Below are 17,269 nucleotides of genomic sequence, written 5' to 3'. Positions count from 1 at the left end.
TCCGTGAGATCATCCTCTCGTTCGCCCTCAACAACCTCAAGAAGCTCACCAAAACACTATGATCCCGCTCCCGTACCGCATTTTCAATAGAGCAGCTATTTCCTCCATCAAAGTATCCGGCAAGTCCACCTACATAGTTCAAGCCGTTCACGTCACCGGACGCTGTTACACGTTGAATTGTGCTATTTCCTCCATCAGAGTATCCGAAGAGTCCGACGTAATTCGCGTCCGGACGGTCGATCGTGAGTCCCGTTATGGTGTGGTTGTCCCCGTCGAATGACCCGGTGAACGCCGTGGGGGTACTGTCGTTGAACGGGGCGTCACCGATCGGATCGAACCCGCGTCCGTTGTTCCACTGCGCAGTATTAGAGGCATTAATATCGGTGACGAGCGTGTAGTTCGCATCCAGATCGTCCTCCATCGCCTGGAGTTCGGAGGCGTTGGAGATCTCGTACGGATTCGACTCGCTACCGTTGCCGTCGAGATCGCTTGGATCGACGTCGACCGGCACTGCCCCACTCTCCTCACCAGGGTCGAGGCTCAGTTTGGACACTCTGACATCGTCAAGTTGGCCGGTGTAGTATCGGTCATTTGGATACTCGGGCTGCGCACCGAGGTAGGCCGGGCCGGTCGGATTGATATCACCTTGTGTGTCGGTGGTGGTCCCGATCAGTTCCCCGTCAACGTAGAGTTCGATCGAGTCCGTTCCGGCGTCTCTCACGACGAGAACACGATGCCACGTCCCGTCGGTGTACGTCTCCGACGATCTGATTCCGTCGTTGTCCAGACCAGGGTCGTCTTTGAAGTTGACACCCACATTCCCCTCGCCACTACCGTTGTTATGGAGGGCGATCTTGACCCGCTCGTTGTCATCCCCACGCTTGGCGAAGAGGACGCTGTTTGGCCCTGAGACGCTGTCCGTTTTGAACCACAGCGAGACCGAGTAGGACCCGTTACGGGGATCGAGCGTATCCGCTGACCCGAGTTGTGCGTAACTACTCCTATCGAAACTCAACACGGTTCCGTTTCGACCGGGAACTCGGTTGGCACCGTTCAGTTCTCCGGTGTATCCGTTTCCAGTCCGATCAACTACAGTGCTGCCGGTCCCCTCGAAGTCGTACGCCGCAGTCGGTGACACGTCACTGGTTTCGACAGTGAGTACGACCGTGTCTGTCGCGACCACTTGCTGCGTTGAGCTGTTGTAGAGTTGCGTCTCAATCTTCACCGTTCCGGCGAGACTGCCGGCCGGGATCGTCGTGTTTACGGCTCCCTGTACCGGCGCGGAGTCAGTCACTGCGACTACAGTGTCGTTTCCATCGGTCGCATTCACCAGCCGGACTACCACATCGCTACTGTTGATCACGCCGGTCGCGTTGTGGTACGTCCCGATGGTGAGTCGGTTGTTCGGGCCGTAGGTGGCGTTACTCGGAGCGACGATGGACGGCACGGTATCTCTGCTGTCCGATTCGTTCGTGAACGTGACCGTGCGGGTGGAGAACTCGGGGACCGTAAACCCGATCCACGAACTGTTTCCGGGACCGGCGTCCGCGACGACGGTGAATGCGCGTCGCTGACCGTCGAGCAGCATCCGGATGTCGTCGATATCCTGTGAGGCACTGGTCGCCTGCTCCTGAAGGTAGAACGTGACGTTCTCGCTCCCGTCTGGCGCAGTGATGTTGATCGAGTACTCGGTCGAGGAGTTCTCCAAGAGTGTGACGTTCGTCGACGAGGCGACCTGGTCCTCGACGCGGAATTTGCCCGCAAGGCTCGGCGGATTCGTTTGGGTCGGGTCGAGTGACACCGTCCGGCTGAACGGGGGCAGCCCGTCTTCACCGTCGGCGCTGGCATCGGAGCGATCTATCGGCTTCGGGTAATCGTTTGGCCGGACCTCCCAGTTGGTTCCGAACTCGAATGCGGTCATGGTTCCGACTGCGGCTTGACCGGTCATCTCTTCCGTAGTGAGACCGGTTCCGCCGTCGGAAGCAGATTGGTTGGTAGCTTCGGTGTCCCAGTAGGATCCGGTAACGGTCCCGAGGTCGTTGCTTCCGACGAGACCGCCGACGAGGCTGAATTCGGCGGTAACGGGTCCCACGGCATACGATGAGTTGACGGTGCCGGCATTCGATCCGACGAGGCCGCCCACGAAGTCACTCCCGGTGACGGCACCGGTTGAGTACGATGTATCTACGGCTCCGTTGTTATGTCCGACGAGACCACCGATACCAAACCCGGACCCGATAACGGTTCCCGTCGTAGACGATGATTCAATAGTCCCGTCGTCGTTCTGCCCGACCAGAATGCCGACATCGTCTGAGCCTGTGACAGTTCCGGCCACGGACGACGAGACCACCGTAGCACCGTTGGATAGTCCGATGAGACCGCCGACGGACGCAGAACCAGTGACGTTCGCATCGGTGAGGGAGACGCCTCTCACCGTCCCGGTGTCGGCGACGGAACCGAACAGTCCGACGTAGTCCTCACTCGAACGGCTAATCGAGAGTCCGGAAACGATGTATCCGTTCCCAACGAACGATCCGGTGAACGCTCTCGGCGTGTCGCTATCGGATGAAGCGCCTCCGATCGGATCAAATCCGCTCTCGTTGTTCCACGCGACGGTCGCACTGGCATCGATGTCACTCACGAGCGTGTAGTTCGCGTCCAAGTCGTCTGCCATCGCCTGGAGTTCGGAGGCGTTCGCGATCCGGTACGGGTGGGCTTCCGTCCCGTTTCCGGGGAGGTCGTCTGGGTCGACGTCGACCCGGGTCGGTTTCGCACCGTCATCACCAGATCCGTCGATCACGTCAATAGTTTCGCTGGTGACGTTCGCGTCGACCGGGCCGTCACCGGGTCGCGACGCGTTACCGGCTTCCGTTTCGTTGACCGGTTCCGGATCGTCAACGCTCGCGTTCCCGTCGGCTTCGCCGGGCTCAGATCCGGTGTCGTTCCCGCGAACGGACGCGCCGGCGTCGGTCGAGTCGGTCCCGTTCGCGTCGGTTCCGGCGGCCGTCTCGTTTCCGGTCTCGGTGGCCGTTCCGTTCGGCCCGACGGTCGCGTTCTGCTCGGACGCGGTCCCCGTTTCCAACGGCTGACCGGCATCCCCGTTATCGTCGGGCGCGACGTCGGGGCGATCGGCCGCTGCGAGGCCGCCGAACGCGACGCTACCGGCGACCATCGAGACGACCATGAGGACGGAAAAAAAGACCGCGCCCGCCTGTTCGCGCCGCGTCGTCACGGGCGAACCACCACGATTTCGGCGAGTGAACGCGGAGTCACACGAACGGAGCCAGTTCTATCCCCGACGGGTGCGTGGGCGGATCGGCGGCTGCGAAGTCCCGATCCTGTTCCGGATACGCTGTCGCCTCCCCGGGCGACGTCGGTATCGAAGACGACGGGTAACGCGTCGTTCGTCGGCAGTCCCCCCCGCCGTATCGGCTCCGTCTTGTCGGTTCGAGTCGACCCGCGTCCGGCAGCGAAACTCCTGTGTGATATTTTCACTCACGCCCCCTCCGTTGTTCTGTCAATATGTTAATTGAAGAATTATAAAACTTCAGGAACGCCTCTCACAGGTCAATATAGTACGTATTACCGCGATCGGAACGGTGGCGTTTCGGAGAGCGTCGGCGGCGCTCGTCCGAACGCGAAGGCCGGCCGTTCTCGGCGGACACCGCGGCAGACACAGCGATCGGCCGAGACCGAGCGACAACCGGCGGCTTCGACACCGCGACGCTTCGACAACCGATGCTCAGTGATCGCGTGTCTCGGTCCTAGAACGGGGGCCTCGCGCAGCGCGTTGGGATCCGGTAGCCGCGAGGCGTCACTCGAACAACTCGATATAGGAACACGACGGACGGTCGTCCGGGTGATCCGAGTCCCCTCGGTCGTGTTTCTGTGGGAGGATGTTCGTCACGGCGAGATCTCCCTCACCGCAGCTCGGGCAGTTCGAGGGGATCGGCATCCGTACGGCGGTCCGAGACGCGATCGGCCGGCATCAAGCTACCGCATTACTTGTTGATTCAATAATTATTTCTCCCGCCGAAACGGGCCGAAAGCGATCAGTTCACCGAGCTGAGGAAGAACGACGAGAAGACGAGCTGGACGCCGATCACGATCGCCGTGAACGCGAGCAGTGAACTCGTCGTGAACGGGACGGAACCGAAGCCGCTGAGTGCCCAGTCGATAATGAGCCAACTCGCGTACACAGCGCCGACGGTGAAGACCGCGAGCCCGGCGGAGGCACCCCGTTCGAGCGTCGCGTACTCCGTGATCCACGAGGTGACCGCGTCGTTCGGCTTCTGAATCGGGTCGCTGGCGACGGTAGCAAATACGCCGAGCGAGCCGACCTGGACGCCCAGTATCGAGAACAGACTGCCCGCGATCATCGAGTGAATCCCGAGCGTCATCGCCCCGATATCGATGCCGGCGTGCGCGATCAGCAACACCGCCGCGCCGAACGCCGTGAGAAGCATGCCCGGTACCGAGAAGAGGTACCCCGGCGCGTTCACGAGCATGAACCGGACGTGCCGCCAACCGTCGCGGAAGCTGTCGAGCGTCTCTTCACCCTCCCGTTCGTGATAGATGATCGGTACCTCCGTGATTTGGAGATCGCGAGCCCCGGCGTCCATGATCATCTCTGAGGCAAACTCCATGCCGGTCGTCTCGAGGTCCATCCGTTGGTACGCGTCTCGCGTGAAGATACGAAAGCCGCTGTGGGCGTCGCTTACGCCGGCCCGATAGAACGTGTTGAGGAACCGCGTCAACATGGGGTTGCCGATGTACTGGTGGAGCGTCGGCATCGCCCCCTCCTTGATCTCACCGTCGAGCCGGCTCCCCATAACGATGTCCGCTCCGGACTCCTTCAGGTGGTTCAACAGCCGTGGGATCTGCGTGAAGTCGTACGTCGTGTCCGCGTCGCCCATCACGATGTACTCGCCGCGGGTCCGCTCGAAGGCGTATCTGTACGCGTACCCGTACCCTTTGCCGTCGGGTTCGACGACGACCGCACCCATCTCACGGGCGATCTCGGGCGTTCGGTCCGTCGAACTGTCGCTGATCAGGATTTCGGCCGGCAGCTGGAGTTCTTCGACGGCGTTTTTGATCCAGTCGATACACGTTCTGATACCGTCTTCCTCGTTGAGCGTCGGCATCACGACGCTCAACACGGGCGCGGTATCAGAATCGGCCCCGACGAGCAACTCGTCAGCCGACCGGCTGGCCCTATCGGTGGTCGTCTGCTCGATCGTCTGCTCCGCGCTCCCCTCCAGAGTGTCGGTTGTAGTGGCCATCGAACGTTTCCTTGAGGTAACTCATTTTTGCTAACCATTTGAAGTTTGCGTGTGCCGACACAAAGGTGATTGGTGATATTAATATCGATAACAAGTGTAAAAAGCCGTAAGTGAAGTACGTGACACACGGAAGAGACGAAGGGACGATCGCTTCCGCGACATTGATCCGACGGCTAATGGGACCGCGGCGGAACGACAGCTAAAACCGCCCGACTGGAGCGGCTTAGGCGTACAACCAAGGAGCGTCTACCTCGGGACAACCCGTACGCCCAACACGGGGAACCGCTAAACGACCCGTCTGGCGGAACGGAAGTGGGACTGTGCGAACGGAACTGTCACCGAGAGCTCGGGAGCGGCGGCGACTGCTATGGCTACTGATACGTTTCGCACACCTGCTTGAGTCCCTCGGTGAACGAGACCTGTGGCTCCCACCCTGTCTCGGCTCGGAGCTTGGAGATGTCGGCGTACGTGTCGTGGACGTACACCGACTCCGGGATCGGGTTCTCCACGTAGGTCGGCTCGACGTCGGTGCCGAGTTCCTCGTTGATGAGCTCGACGAGCTCGTTGAAACTGTACGGCTCCTCGGTCCCGACGTTGTAGATTCCGCTCAGCCGCTCGGCGGCGGCGACCTCGAGCGCCCGGACCACGTCGGACACGTGCGTGAAGTCCCGGGTCTGAGTGCCGTCGCCGTACAGCTCCGGCTGGCGCCCGTGTGCGATGTCGTCGGCGAACTGGGCGATGACGTTCGCGTACTCGCCCTTGTGGCCTTCCGCGCCGTCGTATCCCTGATACACTGAGAAAAAGCGCATGCCGGCCATCGCCATCCCGTAGTGGTTGGCGAAGTACTCGGCGTACCGCTCACGGGCGAGCTTCGACGCCTCGTACCCCGTGTTCACCGCCACGTCCATCGACTCCGGCGACGGCTCGGTGCGGTCGCCGTAGATCGACGAGGTCGACGCGTACACGACCGTGTCGCAGCCGTCGTCGCGCGCCTGCTCGACGGTGTTCACGAAGCCCTCGACGTTGACGCGCGCACCCAGCTGCGGGTCCTCCTCGTGCATCGCGTACGAGGAGAGCGCGGCGAGGTGATACACCACGTCCACGTCCGTCGGGAGATCGTCGTCCAGTACGCTCTTGTTGTGGTACGTCACGTCGTCGGCGAGGTTCTCCGGCGTACCGAGATACTCGTCGTCGACCGCGATAACCGTGTTGTCCTCCGCGAGGAGATTCGCGAGGTTTGATCCGATGAATCCGGCACCGCCCGTCACCAGCACACGCTGATCCTGCATGGTCGGGAGATGTACGAGACCCAACAAAAACTACACGATTACCCAGTCGCCCCCGCCTCTGCTGAAATTCTATTTTTCAGACGTATTTTCGTCTGAAACGTCTGGTCGCTGAAAGTGCTTACTCCACTGTGGTGGATTCACCCCATGTCAGCAGAACTCTATGAGTTCTGATTGGCTACCGAGACGCCCTGCGTCTCCTAAAGATGGTGGCTTCCTCCTTGCCCTTTGTGAGAAACTGAAACGCGAGGAATCGGCTGCTATCGCTGCCAGTCAATGATGCGGCAGGATTCGTCGAGTTCGAGGACGAGCGAGTCGGTGTGGAGTTCGATGCTGATTTGGGCGGCTGGCGACTTGGAGTCTGGAAGGGAGACCTCACTGATTCTCGCTAGGTCGTGTGGGCCGATTTGTGCGTCGGTCGGGCTGAGATCGTGTCTGGAGTACAGTATTTCGACGCTGGGATGACCGAGGACCGTATGGGCAATTGGGATGGGATACGAGACCCAACAGGTATCACACTTCGCTGTCGCATACGCGACATCATCGAGGAGGTATGAGTCTGGGACGGAGTCACGTGGGAACGAGAAACCAGCAGTTCCCCAACAGTGTGGACAGACGTTATTACGGAAGAGTCGCACGTCGCAAGCGTGTTTTCGGAACGAGAGATCGATGACGTCTTCCAGCGTTCGGTCTGCTAACGCTCGTGGTGGGGTTGGATACGCGATGGCAGCCCCGTGCGATGGACAGCCGACGTATAATTGATGATGTCGGTACGATGCGATAAGCGTCTTCTCGCAGTAGGGACACTCGTAGCCGGTCTGTTGTTGGTCAACTGCGACCGTGTCACCTTCGTACGTTCCCGCACGGATTGTTGAGACGATTTCTAACGCAGCCACTCGGGGTCGATATTGCCCGTCTACCTTGCGAACGAAGTCATCTTGGAGTTCGTCAAGGTGGTAACTGAATCGGCTCGTGTCCTCGACACCGACTTGTTCACGCAATTCTGAAAAGGAAGGCCACTCAGCTGACCACGCGTCGTCGTACTGGTCAGCGAGTGCGAAGAGAATACGAATCCGCGTTTCATCGGTCAACGCCGCGTATGTGCTGTCACTTGAACTCGATTCCGTATCCGCCATACTCGTGCTTCGAATTGCTACGTTGTACGCGTTCCGTTTGAATATGTCAGATGTAGAACTTAATAACCATCCAGATTACACTTACAATCAACGCGGAATAGGCTAAACTGTGCCAATTCAGCGTCCTCGTTTACCGACCCTATCCGCGAGTGGCGGAGAGTATACCGTGTGCGATTCTCTCTATACAGCCGGAGAAGAGCTGTCACGGAGAGACGTATTGGAGGTGGGTGCGAATGAGCGATAGCGATGCGACAGTCAACCGTCTCGAAACAACTTCAAGCGCGGTGGGGGTGAAAGACCGATCATCGCTCAAACAGAAGGGCCGTATCTGGGTAGCTCAGACCTCAGGTTTCACGTATCGCACGCTCCGAGATGTCTCCCGAAGTTGGTCAGTCTTGGCGGTTGCCGTCGGACTGCCACCGATCATGTATCTTCTCGTGACCGCGACAAGGTCCTTTGACCCAACCACGAAGGGGTTGTTTGCGGTCGGCATTGCTGTCTTGGGCGCGATGATCGCTTCTCTCACCGTGTTCGGGAGTCAACTCGCCGTCGACTTGGAGACGGATCGGTTCATCGCCTACCGGTCGATGGCGGTCTGTCCATCGGCTGATTTCGCTGGACGAGTCGTGGCCGGTCTGGTGGTGGCGGCGCTGGCACTCACCTTCGGTCTCGGTGTGGGTATTCTCGACGGTGCGCCGGTCGGCGTCACAGATGTCCTTCCGGTCGCCGTCTCGCTCGCTGCGTTTCTCGGGTTGAGTATTGTGTTCATGGCTGTCGCCGTCCCCATCGTCGTCGCGGCGAACAACGAACAGTACGCGCAGTTCGTGTTATCCCTGGTCGCGGTGTTCGGATTCATGCTCACAGGATATAACGGGATGCTCTCGTCGGTCGCAGTCCTCAATGAATCGATGGTGGGGCTTCTCCCGAACGTACTTGCGACACGTACGATAGCAGTTCAGCTCGTCACGACCGAAACCATTACAAGTGTCGGCTTCGGTGCGGAACGCGGTCGCCTCGTACCGCTTGCCGTCTACAGTGTCGGAGCGGCAGTGTTGGGTGTGCTTCTCACGCGGTGGCAGCTGTACGACAGGGGGGTCCAGCGATGAGCGAATCCGTCCTCGCTGCCGAAGGCCTCGGAAAGTCGTTCGGCGGAGACGCCGTGTTCGATGAGCTCAACCTAACCGTCGAGCCCGGTGAAGTCGTCGTCCTCTTGGGACCGAACGGAACGGGAAAGTCCGTACTCGCCTCCTGTCTCGCGGGTGGTGTGTCCCCCTCTGAAGGTACCGTCGAAGTTCCGGGAGGCGTACCAGCCACTACACCTGGGGCGACGAGTTTTCTGCTTCAGCATGCGCTGTGTCTCGACAGGTTGACTGGACGGGAGAATATCTCGTTCTACGACCGACTCAACCCGTCATTTACCGACCGGTGGGAGACGCTGGTCGAAACGTTTGGTATCGACGACCAGCTCGACGACCGAGTGGACCAGTACTCCGGCGGGATGCGTCGGAAACTCGAACTCGCCATCTCCCTGAGCGTCGAGGCACCGTTGTACATCCTCGATGAACCTACGGCCGCTCTCGATCTCACGATGGTGCGTGAAGTCCATCACCAACTGTCGAAGCTACGCGACCGCGAAAAAGGGGTCCTCATGACAACCCACCTTCCGATGGACGCTGACGTGGCGGACCGGATCGTGTTCATGACCGATGCCGGTATCGTCGCAACAGGGACGCCGGCAGAGATCAAATCTTCGGTCCCGCCTGTCGTCGAAACCTCGTTGGGGAACGCCGACACGATCTCCGACGACGTGATCGACGAACAGTTGTTCAGGGGTGACGGCGTCGTCCGCGGCCTCCTCACCCCGGAGGCAGACCCGTCAGCGGTGGCCGACGGAGTGAGTGATGTCCGCGTGACTGACCCGACGTACGCCGATGTGTTCAATTACTATACCCACCTTGACGGACAAGCTGAAAAGATCTCATAACTGCGTTCTCGAATGTATCCCCACAAATTGTGTGTAGTGGTACCAATTCTTTTGATCTTCACCTCTCAAAAAAATTAACCGAACCGCCTTCGTCGGTGCTTGATGTAACCGTCTGTGACGCAATTCCCCCCCTCGTGTGCCCATCGCTGTAGGTGCTGTACAGCCAGCAGAGCCAACCAAACAACATCCCAACCGAAGTATCAGTAACGATCCCACCACTAAGACGTACTCAACGCGCCTCGACTCCATCCACGTATGCCACCCACAATTGTTCTCATCGTAATCACGGTCCTCATGACTATCGTCCTGGCCCATGGGTATCGCACGCTGACTGCGTTGCTCGTTCTTCGGTCTCTCCCGTCGGCCGATACCGACACACCGTCGTCAATCGTCGACGGTGAGACGGTCGCCCTGACGGGAAAGTTGACGGTCGAGGAGCCAGTTGAAACAGCTGCTGCGGTCGTCGAAGACGCTGACCGGCCTGTTGGTGCGTATCTTTGGCGGAGTCGGTTCTCGGACAACACCAATAGTGACCTCACAATCGAAGAGTGGGGGTGGGAGCGCCAGAATTGGCACACGTTCGCCTCAGGCATCGAGTGGGGTCGCTTCGGCGTTGAGGCTGGCAGTCGGACGGTTCGTATCGATCCGTCGTGGCTTCGAACCGCGCTTGACGCCGAACGACTAGATGAGTTGGAGATCGGCGGTGTCAACAAGCACGACCGGCTATCCGTATATCTCTGGGACTCTTGGTACACCTATCTCCGAAATCGTATCGAGCATCGATCCTTCCAGCAGTTTGCCGGATACGTACAGCGACACAACGCTGAGATTGATCTAGATCGCTACTTGTTAGAGGCGCGTCCACTACTGGAGGGTGATGAAGTGAGCATCAGCGGTGAAATACACCTTGAACAGGGTGAACCGGTTCTCCGCGGGACCGACAACGTACCACTACTGCTTTCCGACAAAGGGTTTAACGAGCACCGAAAGTGGCTCAAACGGCGAGTCCTGCGGAAAGGAGCGTTCATTACGGGGTTACTTGTCGTCGCCGTGAGTCTCCGGTTTGAGTTCTACATTCCGCTGGGGATACTGGTTGTCGGCTGGCTCCTCTATGGGGCCTACAATTTTGTACAAGATGCCGGAAGCTTTCTGGAGTGGATACGAGGCTGACACACTGCTACCGATACATCTCAAGCAACAGTTTTAGTGTTAACTCTCGCTCCACAAACTATAGGATTATCTCGTCTAAACAGCCGCTGAGGCGAACGTTTTTCGGGCATGAATCACTTTGAAAACGCACCGCCTCACGGTTCAATCCTTATCTGAACACCGTCGTAGCGTGCTGGCAAAGAATTATGTTATTCAGATACAATGATTTGGGTATGGCAGATCCTGACAGTCGTCCTCGGTGTAAGTGCGGCCGGAAGATTCCGCGAGGGCTGTCGGCGGCGTCGCGGTGCGACGTCTGTCGTCGGAACGATTCGAATTGACATCCTCCCCGCGCTGAAGCGCGAGGCTTTCGCCTCGAATTTTCCGTAAACCAGCGACTGCTTCCCTCCCCGTTTCGAGATCGCTTCCTGCAACGATCACCGCCGTTTCGGGCGTCGGTATCTGAGTTGGAGTTGTTTCAGAAAAATATAACAAACATGACGCCGAAATGAACGGATCCGTATTTATCAATTGACGGTAATTTAGTCTCATGGGCGACGGAGGCGTGGAGAGTGACCGCGACGGCGAGGCTTCTCTCGGTCCCGTCCATCGGAGCCGTGCCAGAGAGTTCGGAGCGGCGCTCTGGGGTCTCGCGGCCGTCTCGATCGTCGTGATCGGCAGATACGCGACGATCGGACGCGTCCAAGCGACACTACAGGAGTCGTGGCTCGTTCTGGTACAGGTGGTCGCCGTGGTGGTCGTATTCGGGGTACTCAGTTCGCTTCTGGCCGCCTACATGAGGAGCACCGGCGTCTCGCGGTGAGGTTCCCGCCTCGGTCACCGCCGGAACCAGTTAGCGAGCCAGTAACTTTATTGTCGATTAATAAATAGAGTGAAACTATATGAGACGCCTTGTCACGCTGAGCTTCCGTGCGTACGGCGCGATCGCCGTGATATTGGCCGGCCTCACCGCGCTGTGGGCGCTCGACGTCATCGCGGTCCCGATCCCCCTCGTCGGGTACGGCTGGATCGGAGTCGCCGTCGTCGGGGGCGTCGTTGCGACGGGGATGCGCGCCGCCCCTGAGGAAGTGATCGAACCGGACGCAACCGACGAGCGGATCGAGACGTTCGAGGAGAGTACGCTCACGGGACGCCCCCTCGAGCTGTACATCAGCGCGCTCGCGCTGTGGGCCGCCGTCTCGTTCGGGTGGGTCCTCGGCGGGATGAGCGCGGCCGGCCTCACGCTCGTCGGCTACGGCTGGTTGGCGATCGCGTTTTACGGTGCCGTTGTCGGGGTCGGACTCGCGGTCACCCACAGCGACGACGTTGCCGCGGCGGTCGATCCGAGCGAGACGCTCGACACTGGCAAGTGAGTTCACGGCTGCGAGCGGAGATCCCTGAACGGCGGGTGAGCGAGGGACCAGCGTATCTCGCCGCCGTCGTCAGGATCTTCCCATCCGCTCTACCGTCTACCAACCCTCGAGCGGCCCGGCACATCGTTCTCAGAACGCCTCCCAGTCCGTCTGCTCCGGTTTCCGGACCCGAAGCTCTTGGTCGCCGTCGTCGGTACGCCGCGTCTCGATCACGGCGTCGAACAGCGGAACGAACTGCTGGACGGTCGACGCGTCGTGAACGGTGGGGTCGATCGTCACGAACACCGACCAGCCGGTGCCGATCGACTTCTGGACGAGAATATTAACGAACTGGAACACGTCGGACGGCGACGTGTACACCAACAGCGGCGAGAGGTTCGTGAGCCCGACCGAGAGCTGATCCGTTCTGCGTTCTTCGAGGACGTCGGCGAATTTCATACCGATCGACGTGAGATTCTCCGGGCTCTGGGCGTATTTCGTCGACGTCGTGTCGTCCGGCGATCGTCCGAGAGAGTTCGTGATACAGTCGACGACGACGGGGTCGGACTCGTCGCCTTCCGTCAGCCGCCGATACCTCGATCGGACGGAGTCCGCCGGCTCCCGCGTCGCCACCATGGCCGGCTGGCCCGGGGACTCGCGCAGCGTTCGGTGGAGCAGCCGCCGGCGGCCGGACAACGTCGGACCGGTTATGAACGTCGCCTCGCCGTCACACACGGGTAGATCCATCAATCGAAAGTAATTACCAAACATATAATTAAACTTTCCCAACTAATATCAGTCGAGGGGCCCCGTCGCCGCGGTGAGTCGACCACACCGGTATTCGACGCGAGGGTCTCACCGCCTTTTCAAGAGGGGCCTCGGAGGCGTCCCGCCGAGTCGCCGGGAGTTCGAGTCCCAGACTCGCGACGACCGTTCAGATGGGCTTTTGTATCTCGCGGACGCACGCCAGAGCATGGACGACCACTCGCACGAGCCGGACCCGGACAAGCGCGTGACCGCCCCGATGCAGGAGTTCGGGAGCCGCGAGGTCGGTATCGGCGCGGCCGTCACGCTCGTCGGCCTCCTGATCGCGTACGCGGTTCCGTTCCTCGCGACTTTCTGAGCCGCCGCTCGACGCTTTTTGAATCACCCCGAATCAGCCAGCAGCGGCTCGCTTACCGCGGGTACCAGGCGAGCGGGTGGTCCGCGGTGAGTTCGAGGGCGACCGGCTCGTCGAGGTCGAACTCCTCGACGTGGTTGTGGAGGCAGTGAACGGCCTCGCCGGAGTCGAGTTCGACGCGGTAGACGAACGAGGGACCGACGTACTGCCGCGAGGTGACGACGCCGTCGGCGAGTTCGGTGGCCGCGGGCGTCGCGCGGAGGTCGTCGGGGCGCACGAGAACGTCGACGGGCGCGCCGTCGTAGACGGTGTCGTACCCCTCCAGCGTCACGGCGTCGAAGCGGCCGATCCCGGTGTCGACCTTCCCGTCGCGGAGCTCCCCTTCGAGGAACGACGCTCGACCGAGGAAGGAGGCGACGAACTTCGATTCGGGCCGCTCGAACACCGACTCGGGACGACCGACCTGTTCGATCGTCCCGTCGTTCATCACGGCGACGCGGTCGGAGATGGACAGCGCCTCCTCCTGGTCGTGGGTGACGGAGATCGCGGTGACGCCAGCTTCCTTCAGGATGCGGCGCACCTCCTCGCGCATCTCCACCCGGAGGCGGACGTCGAGGTTCGAGAACGGCTCGTCGAGGAGGAGCACCTCGGGTTCCGGGGCGAGCGAACGCGCGAGCGCGACGCGCTGCTTCTGTCCGCCGGAGAGCTGGTCGGGGGTCTTCTCGCCGTGGTCGACCATCTCGACTAAGTCGAGCAGCTCGTCGACGCGGGCCTCGCTCTCGGCGGCGTCGGCGTCCGTCAGGCCGAAGGCGATGTTCTCGCGGACGGTGAGGTGAGGGAAGAGCGCGAAGTTCTGGAAGACGATCCCCACGTCGCGCTGCTCCGGCGGGACGAACGCCTCGTCGCCCGCGACCACGTCGCCGTCGATCGAGATCCGGCCCTCGGTCGGCTCTTCGAGTCCCGCGATGGTTCGGAGCGTCGTCGTCTTCCCGCAGCCGGAGGGACCGAGGAACGTCAGCAGCTCGCCGGACCGGACGTCGAGCGAGACGTCCTCGACGGCGGTCTCGGGACCGAACGCCTTCGTGACGTCCGACAGCGATAAGACGGGGTCCGCGGCGGCGTTCGCGGCGTCGTCGGAGGCGACGCTCGCCCGGTGATCGACCGTCGCGTCGTCCGATCCCTCGGCCGTCGCGTCGTCCGACTCGACCGAGCGCGTCGTGCCGACTGGTTCCGTGGATGCCATCGATGAGCGGCGGGCGCCGGGTGGACCGGCGTCCCGCGGTTGCCGCCACATACTTTAGGAGTACCTAAAAGCGTATCGCTCGCTCTCGCGCCGTCGAAATCGAGGGGTCGGCGCTACCGCGCTACCGGAGTCGGTGTTCGTCCGCCACAGCAGGGCCGCTTAGGCCAGCTCGCGGTCGATCACGTCGCGGTGGTCGCGGACCGCGTCGGCCGAGAGCGCGATCGACTCGTCGCCGACCGCGAGCGAGAGCGTCCCGTCGGTCGTCACCTCGCCGAGCCGGAAGACGGGGAGGTCGCCGACCTCGGCCGCGACCGCCTCGGGGTCGGTCGTCTGGACGAGCAGCCGCCCGGGCGTCTCGTCGAAGGCCGCGACGCGGTCGGGGAGCGTCGCGTCGACGCCCGCGTCGTCGGTCACCAGTTCGGCGAGCGCGACCGCCAGCCCGCCCTCGCTCACGTCGTGAGCCGCCAGCGTCGACTCGTGGCGGGCGGCCGCCGAAAGCGACGCGACGAGGTCGCCGAGGTCGTCCGCCGCGCCGGAGTCGTCGGGTAGCGTCGGGAACCGGTCGCTCCCGCCGGCGTGCGCGAGGTACTCGGAGCCGCCGAGCGCGTCGCCCCCCGCGCCGACGAGCAGGAGTTCGGAGTCGGCCGCGCGGTCGGCGTCGAGCGCGGCGGGCGGGGCGTCGTACCCCCGCGTCGTGCCCAGCACCGCGAGCGTCGGCGTCGGCGGGATCGGTCCCTCGACGCTGTCGTTGTACAGCGAGACGTTGCCGCCGACGATGGGCGTATCGAGCGCGGAACAGGCGTCGGCGAGCCCGTCGACGATCCCCTCGAACGCGCCGTACACGTCCGGCTGCTCCGGGTTGCCGCCGTTGAGGCAGTCGACCGCGGCGAGCGGGACCGCGCCGGTCGCGGCGAGGTTCGTCGCGTTCTCCAGCGCGACCGCGCGGGCGCCCTCGTACGGCGCGACCGCGGTCCACTTCGGGTTCGCGCCGGAGGCGAGCGCGAGACCGACGCCGTCGGCGGAGTTACTATCGGGTTCCGTCTCGCGGATCGCGAGCAGCGCGGCGTCGTCGCCGGGCTTCACGGCCGTGCGCGTCCCGACCTCGTGGTCGTACTGGCGGTACACCCAGCGCTTGCTCGCGGTCGAGGGCGCCCCGAGGACGGCCGCGACCGCCTCGTCGAGCGGGGGCTCGTCGTCGGGGCGGTCGCGTTCGGGCTCGCCCGGCGGCTCGCTCGCGAGGTCGTTCATCGGGGCACCGTCGGCGAGGAACTCGGCTGGCGCATCGACGACGGGTTCCGATTCGTCCGCGTCGCCCGCGAACTCGCAGACGTAGTTCCCGTCGGTTACCTCGCCGATCACCGAGCAGCCGAGGTCGAACCGCTCCGCGAGTTCCGCGACCCGCTCGACGTCGTCGGGCGCGACCTCGTAGCACATCCGCTCTTGGCTCTCGGCGAGCAGGATCTCGGTGGCGTTCATCTCCGGCTCGCGCTGGTGGACGCGGTCGAGTTCGATCCGGGCGCCCAGCCCGCCCTTCGCGACGAGTTCGGAGGAGGCGCCGCCGAGACCGGCCGCGCCGAGGTCGCGCGCGGACAGCACGAGGCCCTCGTCGACGAGGGCCTCGTTACACTCGATCAGCCGCTTTTCAGCGTAGGGGTCGCCGACCTGCACCGCGGGGCGGTCCTCGGTCTCGGCGTCCTCCGCGAGGTCCTCGCTCGCGAAGGAGGCGCCGCCCAGCCCGTCGCGGCCGGTGCCGTTGCCGACGAGGACCAGCTTGTTGCCCGGCTCCTGCGCGGTCGCCGTGACGAGTCGGTCCTCGTTCGTGAGTCCGACGCAGGCGACGTTGACGAGCGGGTTCCCCTCGTAGCCGCCGTGGAAGGCGACGCTGCCGCCGACCGTGGGGACGCCGATACAGTTGCCGTAGTGGGAGATCCCCTCGACGACGCCCTCGAAGAGGTACCGGGAGCGCTCGCGGTCGAAGCCGCCGAAGTACAGCGAGTCGAGCAGGCCGACCGGGTATGCGCCCATGCTCATCGTGTCGCGGACGATGCCGCCGACGCCCGTGGCCGCGCCGTCGAACGGGTCGACGAAGGAGGGGTGGTTGTGGCTCTCGACGCCGAAGGTGACGTAGGTGTCGCCGTAGTCGTCGGCGTCGCGCTCGCTCGCCGGCCGGTCCGCCGCCTCGGGGTCCGGCAGCGCGAGGACCGCGGCGTCGTCGCCGGGACCGACCACGACCTGGTCGCCCTCGCTGTCGAACGCCGACAGCAGGGGCCGCGAGGAGCGGTACGCGCAGTGCTCGCTCCAGAGGTTCTCGAATAACGCGGCCTCGGCCGCCGTCGGCTCCCGACCGAGCTCCGCGGTCACGAGCTCGTGATCCGCATCGGACAGACTCATTCACTTACGTGGTCACCGAGCCGGTTCTAATGCTTTTCTATACGCACGTTCGTGTGTACCCATCGACCGCGACGCCGACACCGCTTGTGGTGCTGTGCGGGGGCGCGTGCCTGCGAGCGCCCGGAGGGCGCGAGTCGCGAGGGACCTTCGGTCCCTCTGGCAGCCGGCGCGTAGCGCCGGCGACAGCACGCGCGAGGGAGTCGCGGGGGCCGCCCGCCCCCCCCCCCCCCCGGGGGGGGGGGGGGGGGGGGGGGGGGGGGGGTGGGGGGCGCAAAACGGCGGCCGGGCGGGGGGGCGCCACCCCCCGGGGTGCTCCAACGGTACCA

General features: G+C 62.7%; 13 protein-coding genes. 6 read left to right on the top strand and 7 right to left on the bottom strand.

Annotation, left to right across the window (positions count from 1 at the left end; all coding sequences use genetic code 11):
* The 4 genes from J2744_RS15215 to J2744_RS15200 all read right to left on the bottom strand — a co-directional run.
* A partial coding sequence (locus J2744_RS15215; protein ID WP_210114058.1) for a LamG-like jellyroll fold domain-containing protein occupies positions 1-3,232 on the bottom strand: 3,232 nt, incomplete at its 3' end.
* Positions 3,233-4,052: 820 nt separating this feature from the next.
* The gene (locus J2744_RS15210) at positions 4,053-5,282 is read right to left on the bottom strand and encodes a glycosyltransferase family 2 protein (RefSeq protein WP_210114057.1); all 1,230 of its coding nucleotides are present in this window, start codon (positions 5,280-5,282) and stop codon (positions 4,053-4,055) included.
* 371 nt (positions 5,283-5,653) lie between these two features.
* Positions 5,654-6,571, bottom strand: coding sequence for an NAD-dependent epimerase/dehydratase family protein (locus tag J2744_RS15205; protein WP_210114056.1), 918 nt, complete (start codon positions 6,569-6,571; stop codon positions 5,654-5,656).
* Between the two features lie 257 nt (positions 6,572-6,828).
* Positions 6,829-7,704, bottom strand: a complete 876-nt coding sequence (locus J2744_RS15200; RefSeq protein WP_210114055.1) for a winged helix-turn-helix domain-containing protein — start codon at positions 7,702-7,704, stop codon at positions 6,829-6,831.
* A 233-nt stretch (positions 7,705-7,937) separates the two neighbouring features.
* On the opposite strand from J2744_RS15200, the gene J2744_RS15195 reads away from it, so the two are divergent.
* From J2744_RS15195 to J2744_RS15175, 5 genes are all read left to right on the top strand, one after another.
* The gene (locus J2744_RS15195; RefSeq protein WP_210114054.1) at positions 7,938-8,810 is read left to right on the top strand and encodes a hypothetical protein; all 873 of its coding nucleotides are present in this window, start codon (positions 7,938-7,940) and stop codon (positions 8,808-8,810) included.
* Positions 8,807-9,688 (top strand): ABC transporter ATP-binding protein, encoded by an 882-nt coding sequence (locus tag J2744_RS15190; protein ID WP_210114053.1) that lies wholly within the window; start codon positions 8,807-8,809, stop codon positions 9,686-9,688. The genes J2744_RS15195 and J2744_RS15190 overlap by 4 nt, the downstream gene beginning before the upstream one ends.
* Positions 9,689-9,943: 255 nt before the next feature.
* Entirely contained in the window at positions 9,944-10,858 is a 915-nt protein-coding gene (locus J2744_RS15185; protein ID WP_210114052.1) for a hypothetical protein, read from the top strand.
* 529 nt (positions 10,859-11,387) lie between these two features.
* Positions 11,388-11,660: a hypothetical protein gene (locus J2744_RS15180; RefSeq protein ID WP_210114051.1), complete on the top strand. Its 273-nt coding sequence runs from the start codon at positions 11,388-11,390 to the stop codon at positions 11,658-11,660.
* A gap of 79 nt (positions 11,661-11,739) precedes the next feature.
* Positions 11,740-12,210, top strand: a complete 471-nt coding sequence (locus tag J2744_RS15175; RefSeq protein ID WP_210114050.1) for a hypothetical protein — start codon at positions 11,740-11,742, stop codon at positions 12,208-12,210.
* 129 nt (positions 12,211-12,339) lie between these two features.
* On the opposite strand, the gene J2744_RS15170 is transcribed toward J2744_RS15175, so the two are convergent.
* On the bottom strand, positions 12,340-12,936 hold the full coding sequence (locus J2744_RS15170; protein WP_210114049.1) for a DUF7504 family protein: 597 nt from the start codon (positions 12,934-12,936) through the stop codon (positions 12,340-12,342).
* Between the two features lie 226 nt (positions 12,937-13,162).
* Between J2744_RS15170 and J2744_RS15165 the strand changes: the two genes are divergently transcribed.
* Complete coding sequence (locus J2744_RS15165) at positions 13,163-13,312, top strand: DUF7550 family protein (RefSeq protein ID WP_004595158.1); 150 nt, start codon at positions 13,163-13,165, stop codon at positions 13,310-13,312.
* Positions 13,313-13,364: 52 nt separating this feature from the next.
* On the opposite strand, the gene J2744_RS15160 is transcribed toward J2744_RS15165, so the two are convergent.
* Positions 13,365-14,552, bottom strand: coding sequence for an ABC transporter ATP-binding protein (locus J2744_RS15160; RefSeq protein ID WP_210114048.1), 1,188 nt, complete (start codon positions 14,550-14,552; stop codon positions 13,365-13,367).
* Between the two features lie 159 nt (positions 14,553-14,711).
* Complete coding sequence (gene purL, locus J2744_RS15155; protein ID WP_210114047.1) at positions 14,712-16,943, bottom strand: phosphoribosylformylglycinamidine synthase subunit PurL; 2,232 nt, start codon at positions 16,941-16,943, stop codon at positions 14,712-14,714.
* Positions 16,944-17,269: the final 326 nt, after the last annotated feature.

Origin of the sequence: Halorubrum trapanicum (assembly GCF_017873555.1) — an archaeon.
GTDB classification, from domain to species: domain Archaea; phylum Halobacteriota; class Halobacteria; order Halobacteriales; family Haloferacaceae; genus Halorubrum; species Halorubrum trapanicum.
Note: the sequence above shows the minus strand (reverse complement) of the source record. Positions and strands in the feature narration are given on the sequence as shown.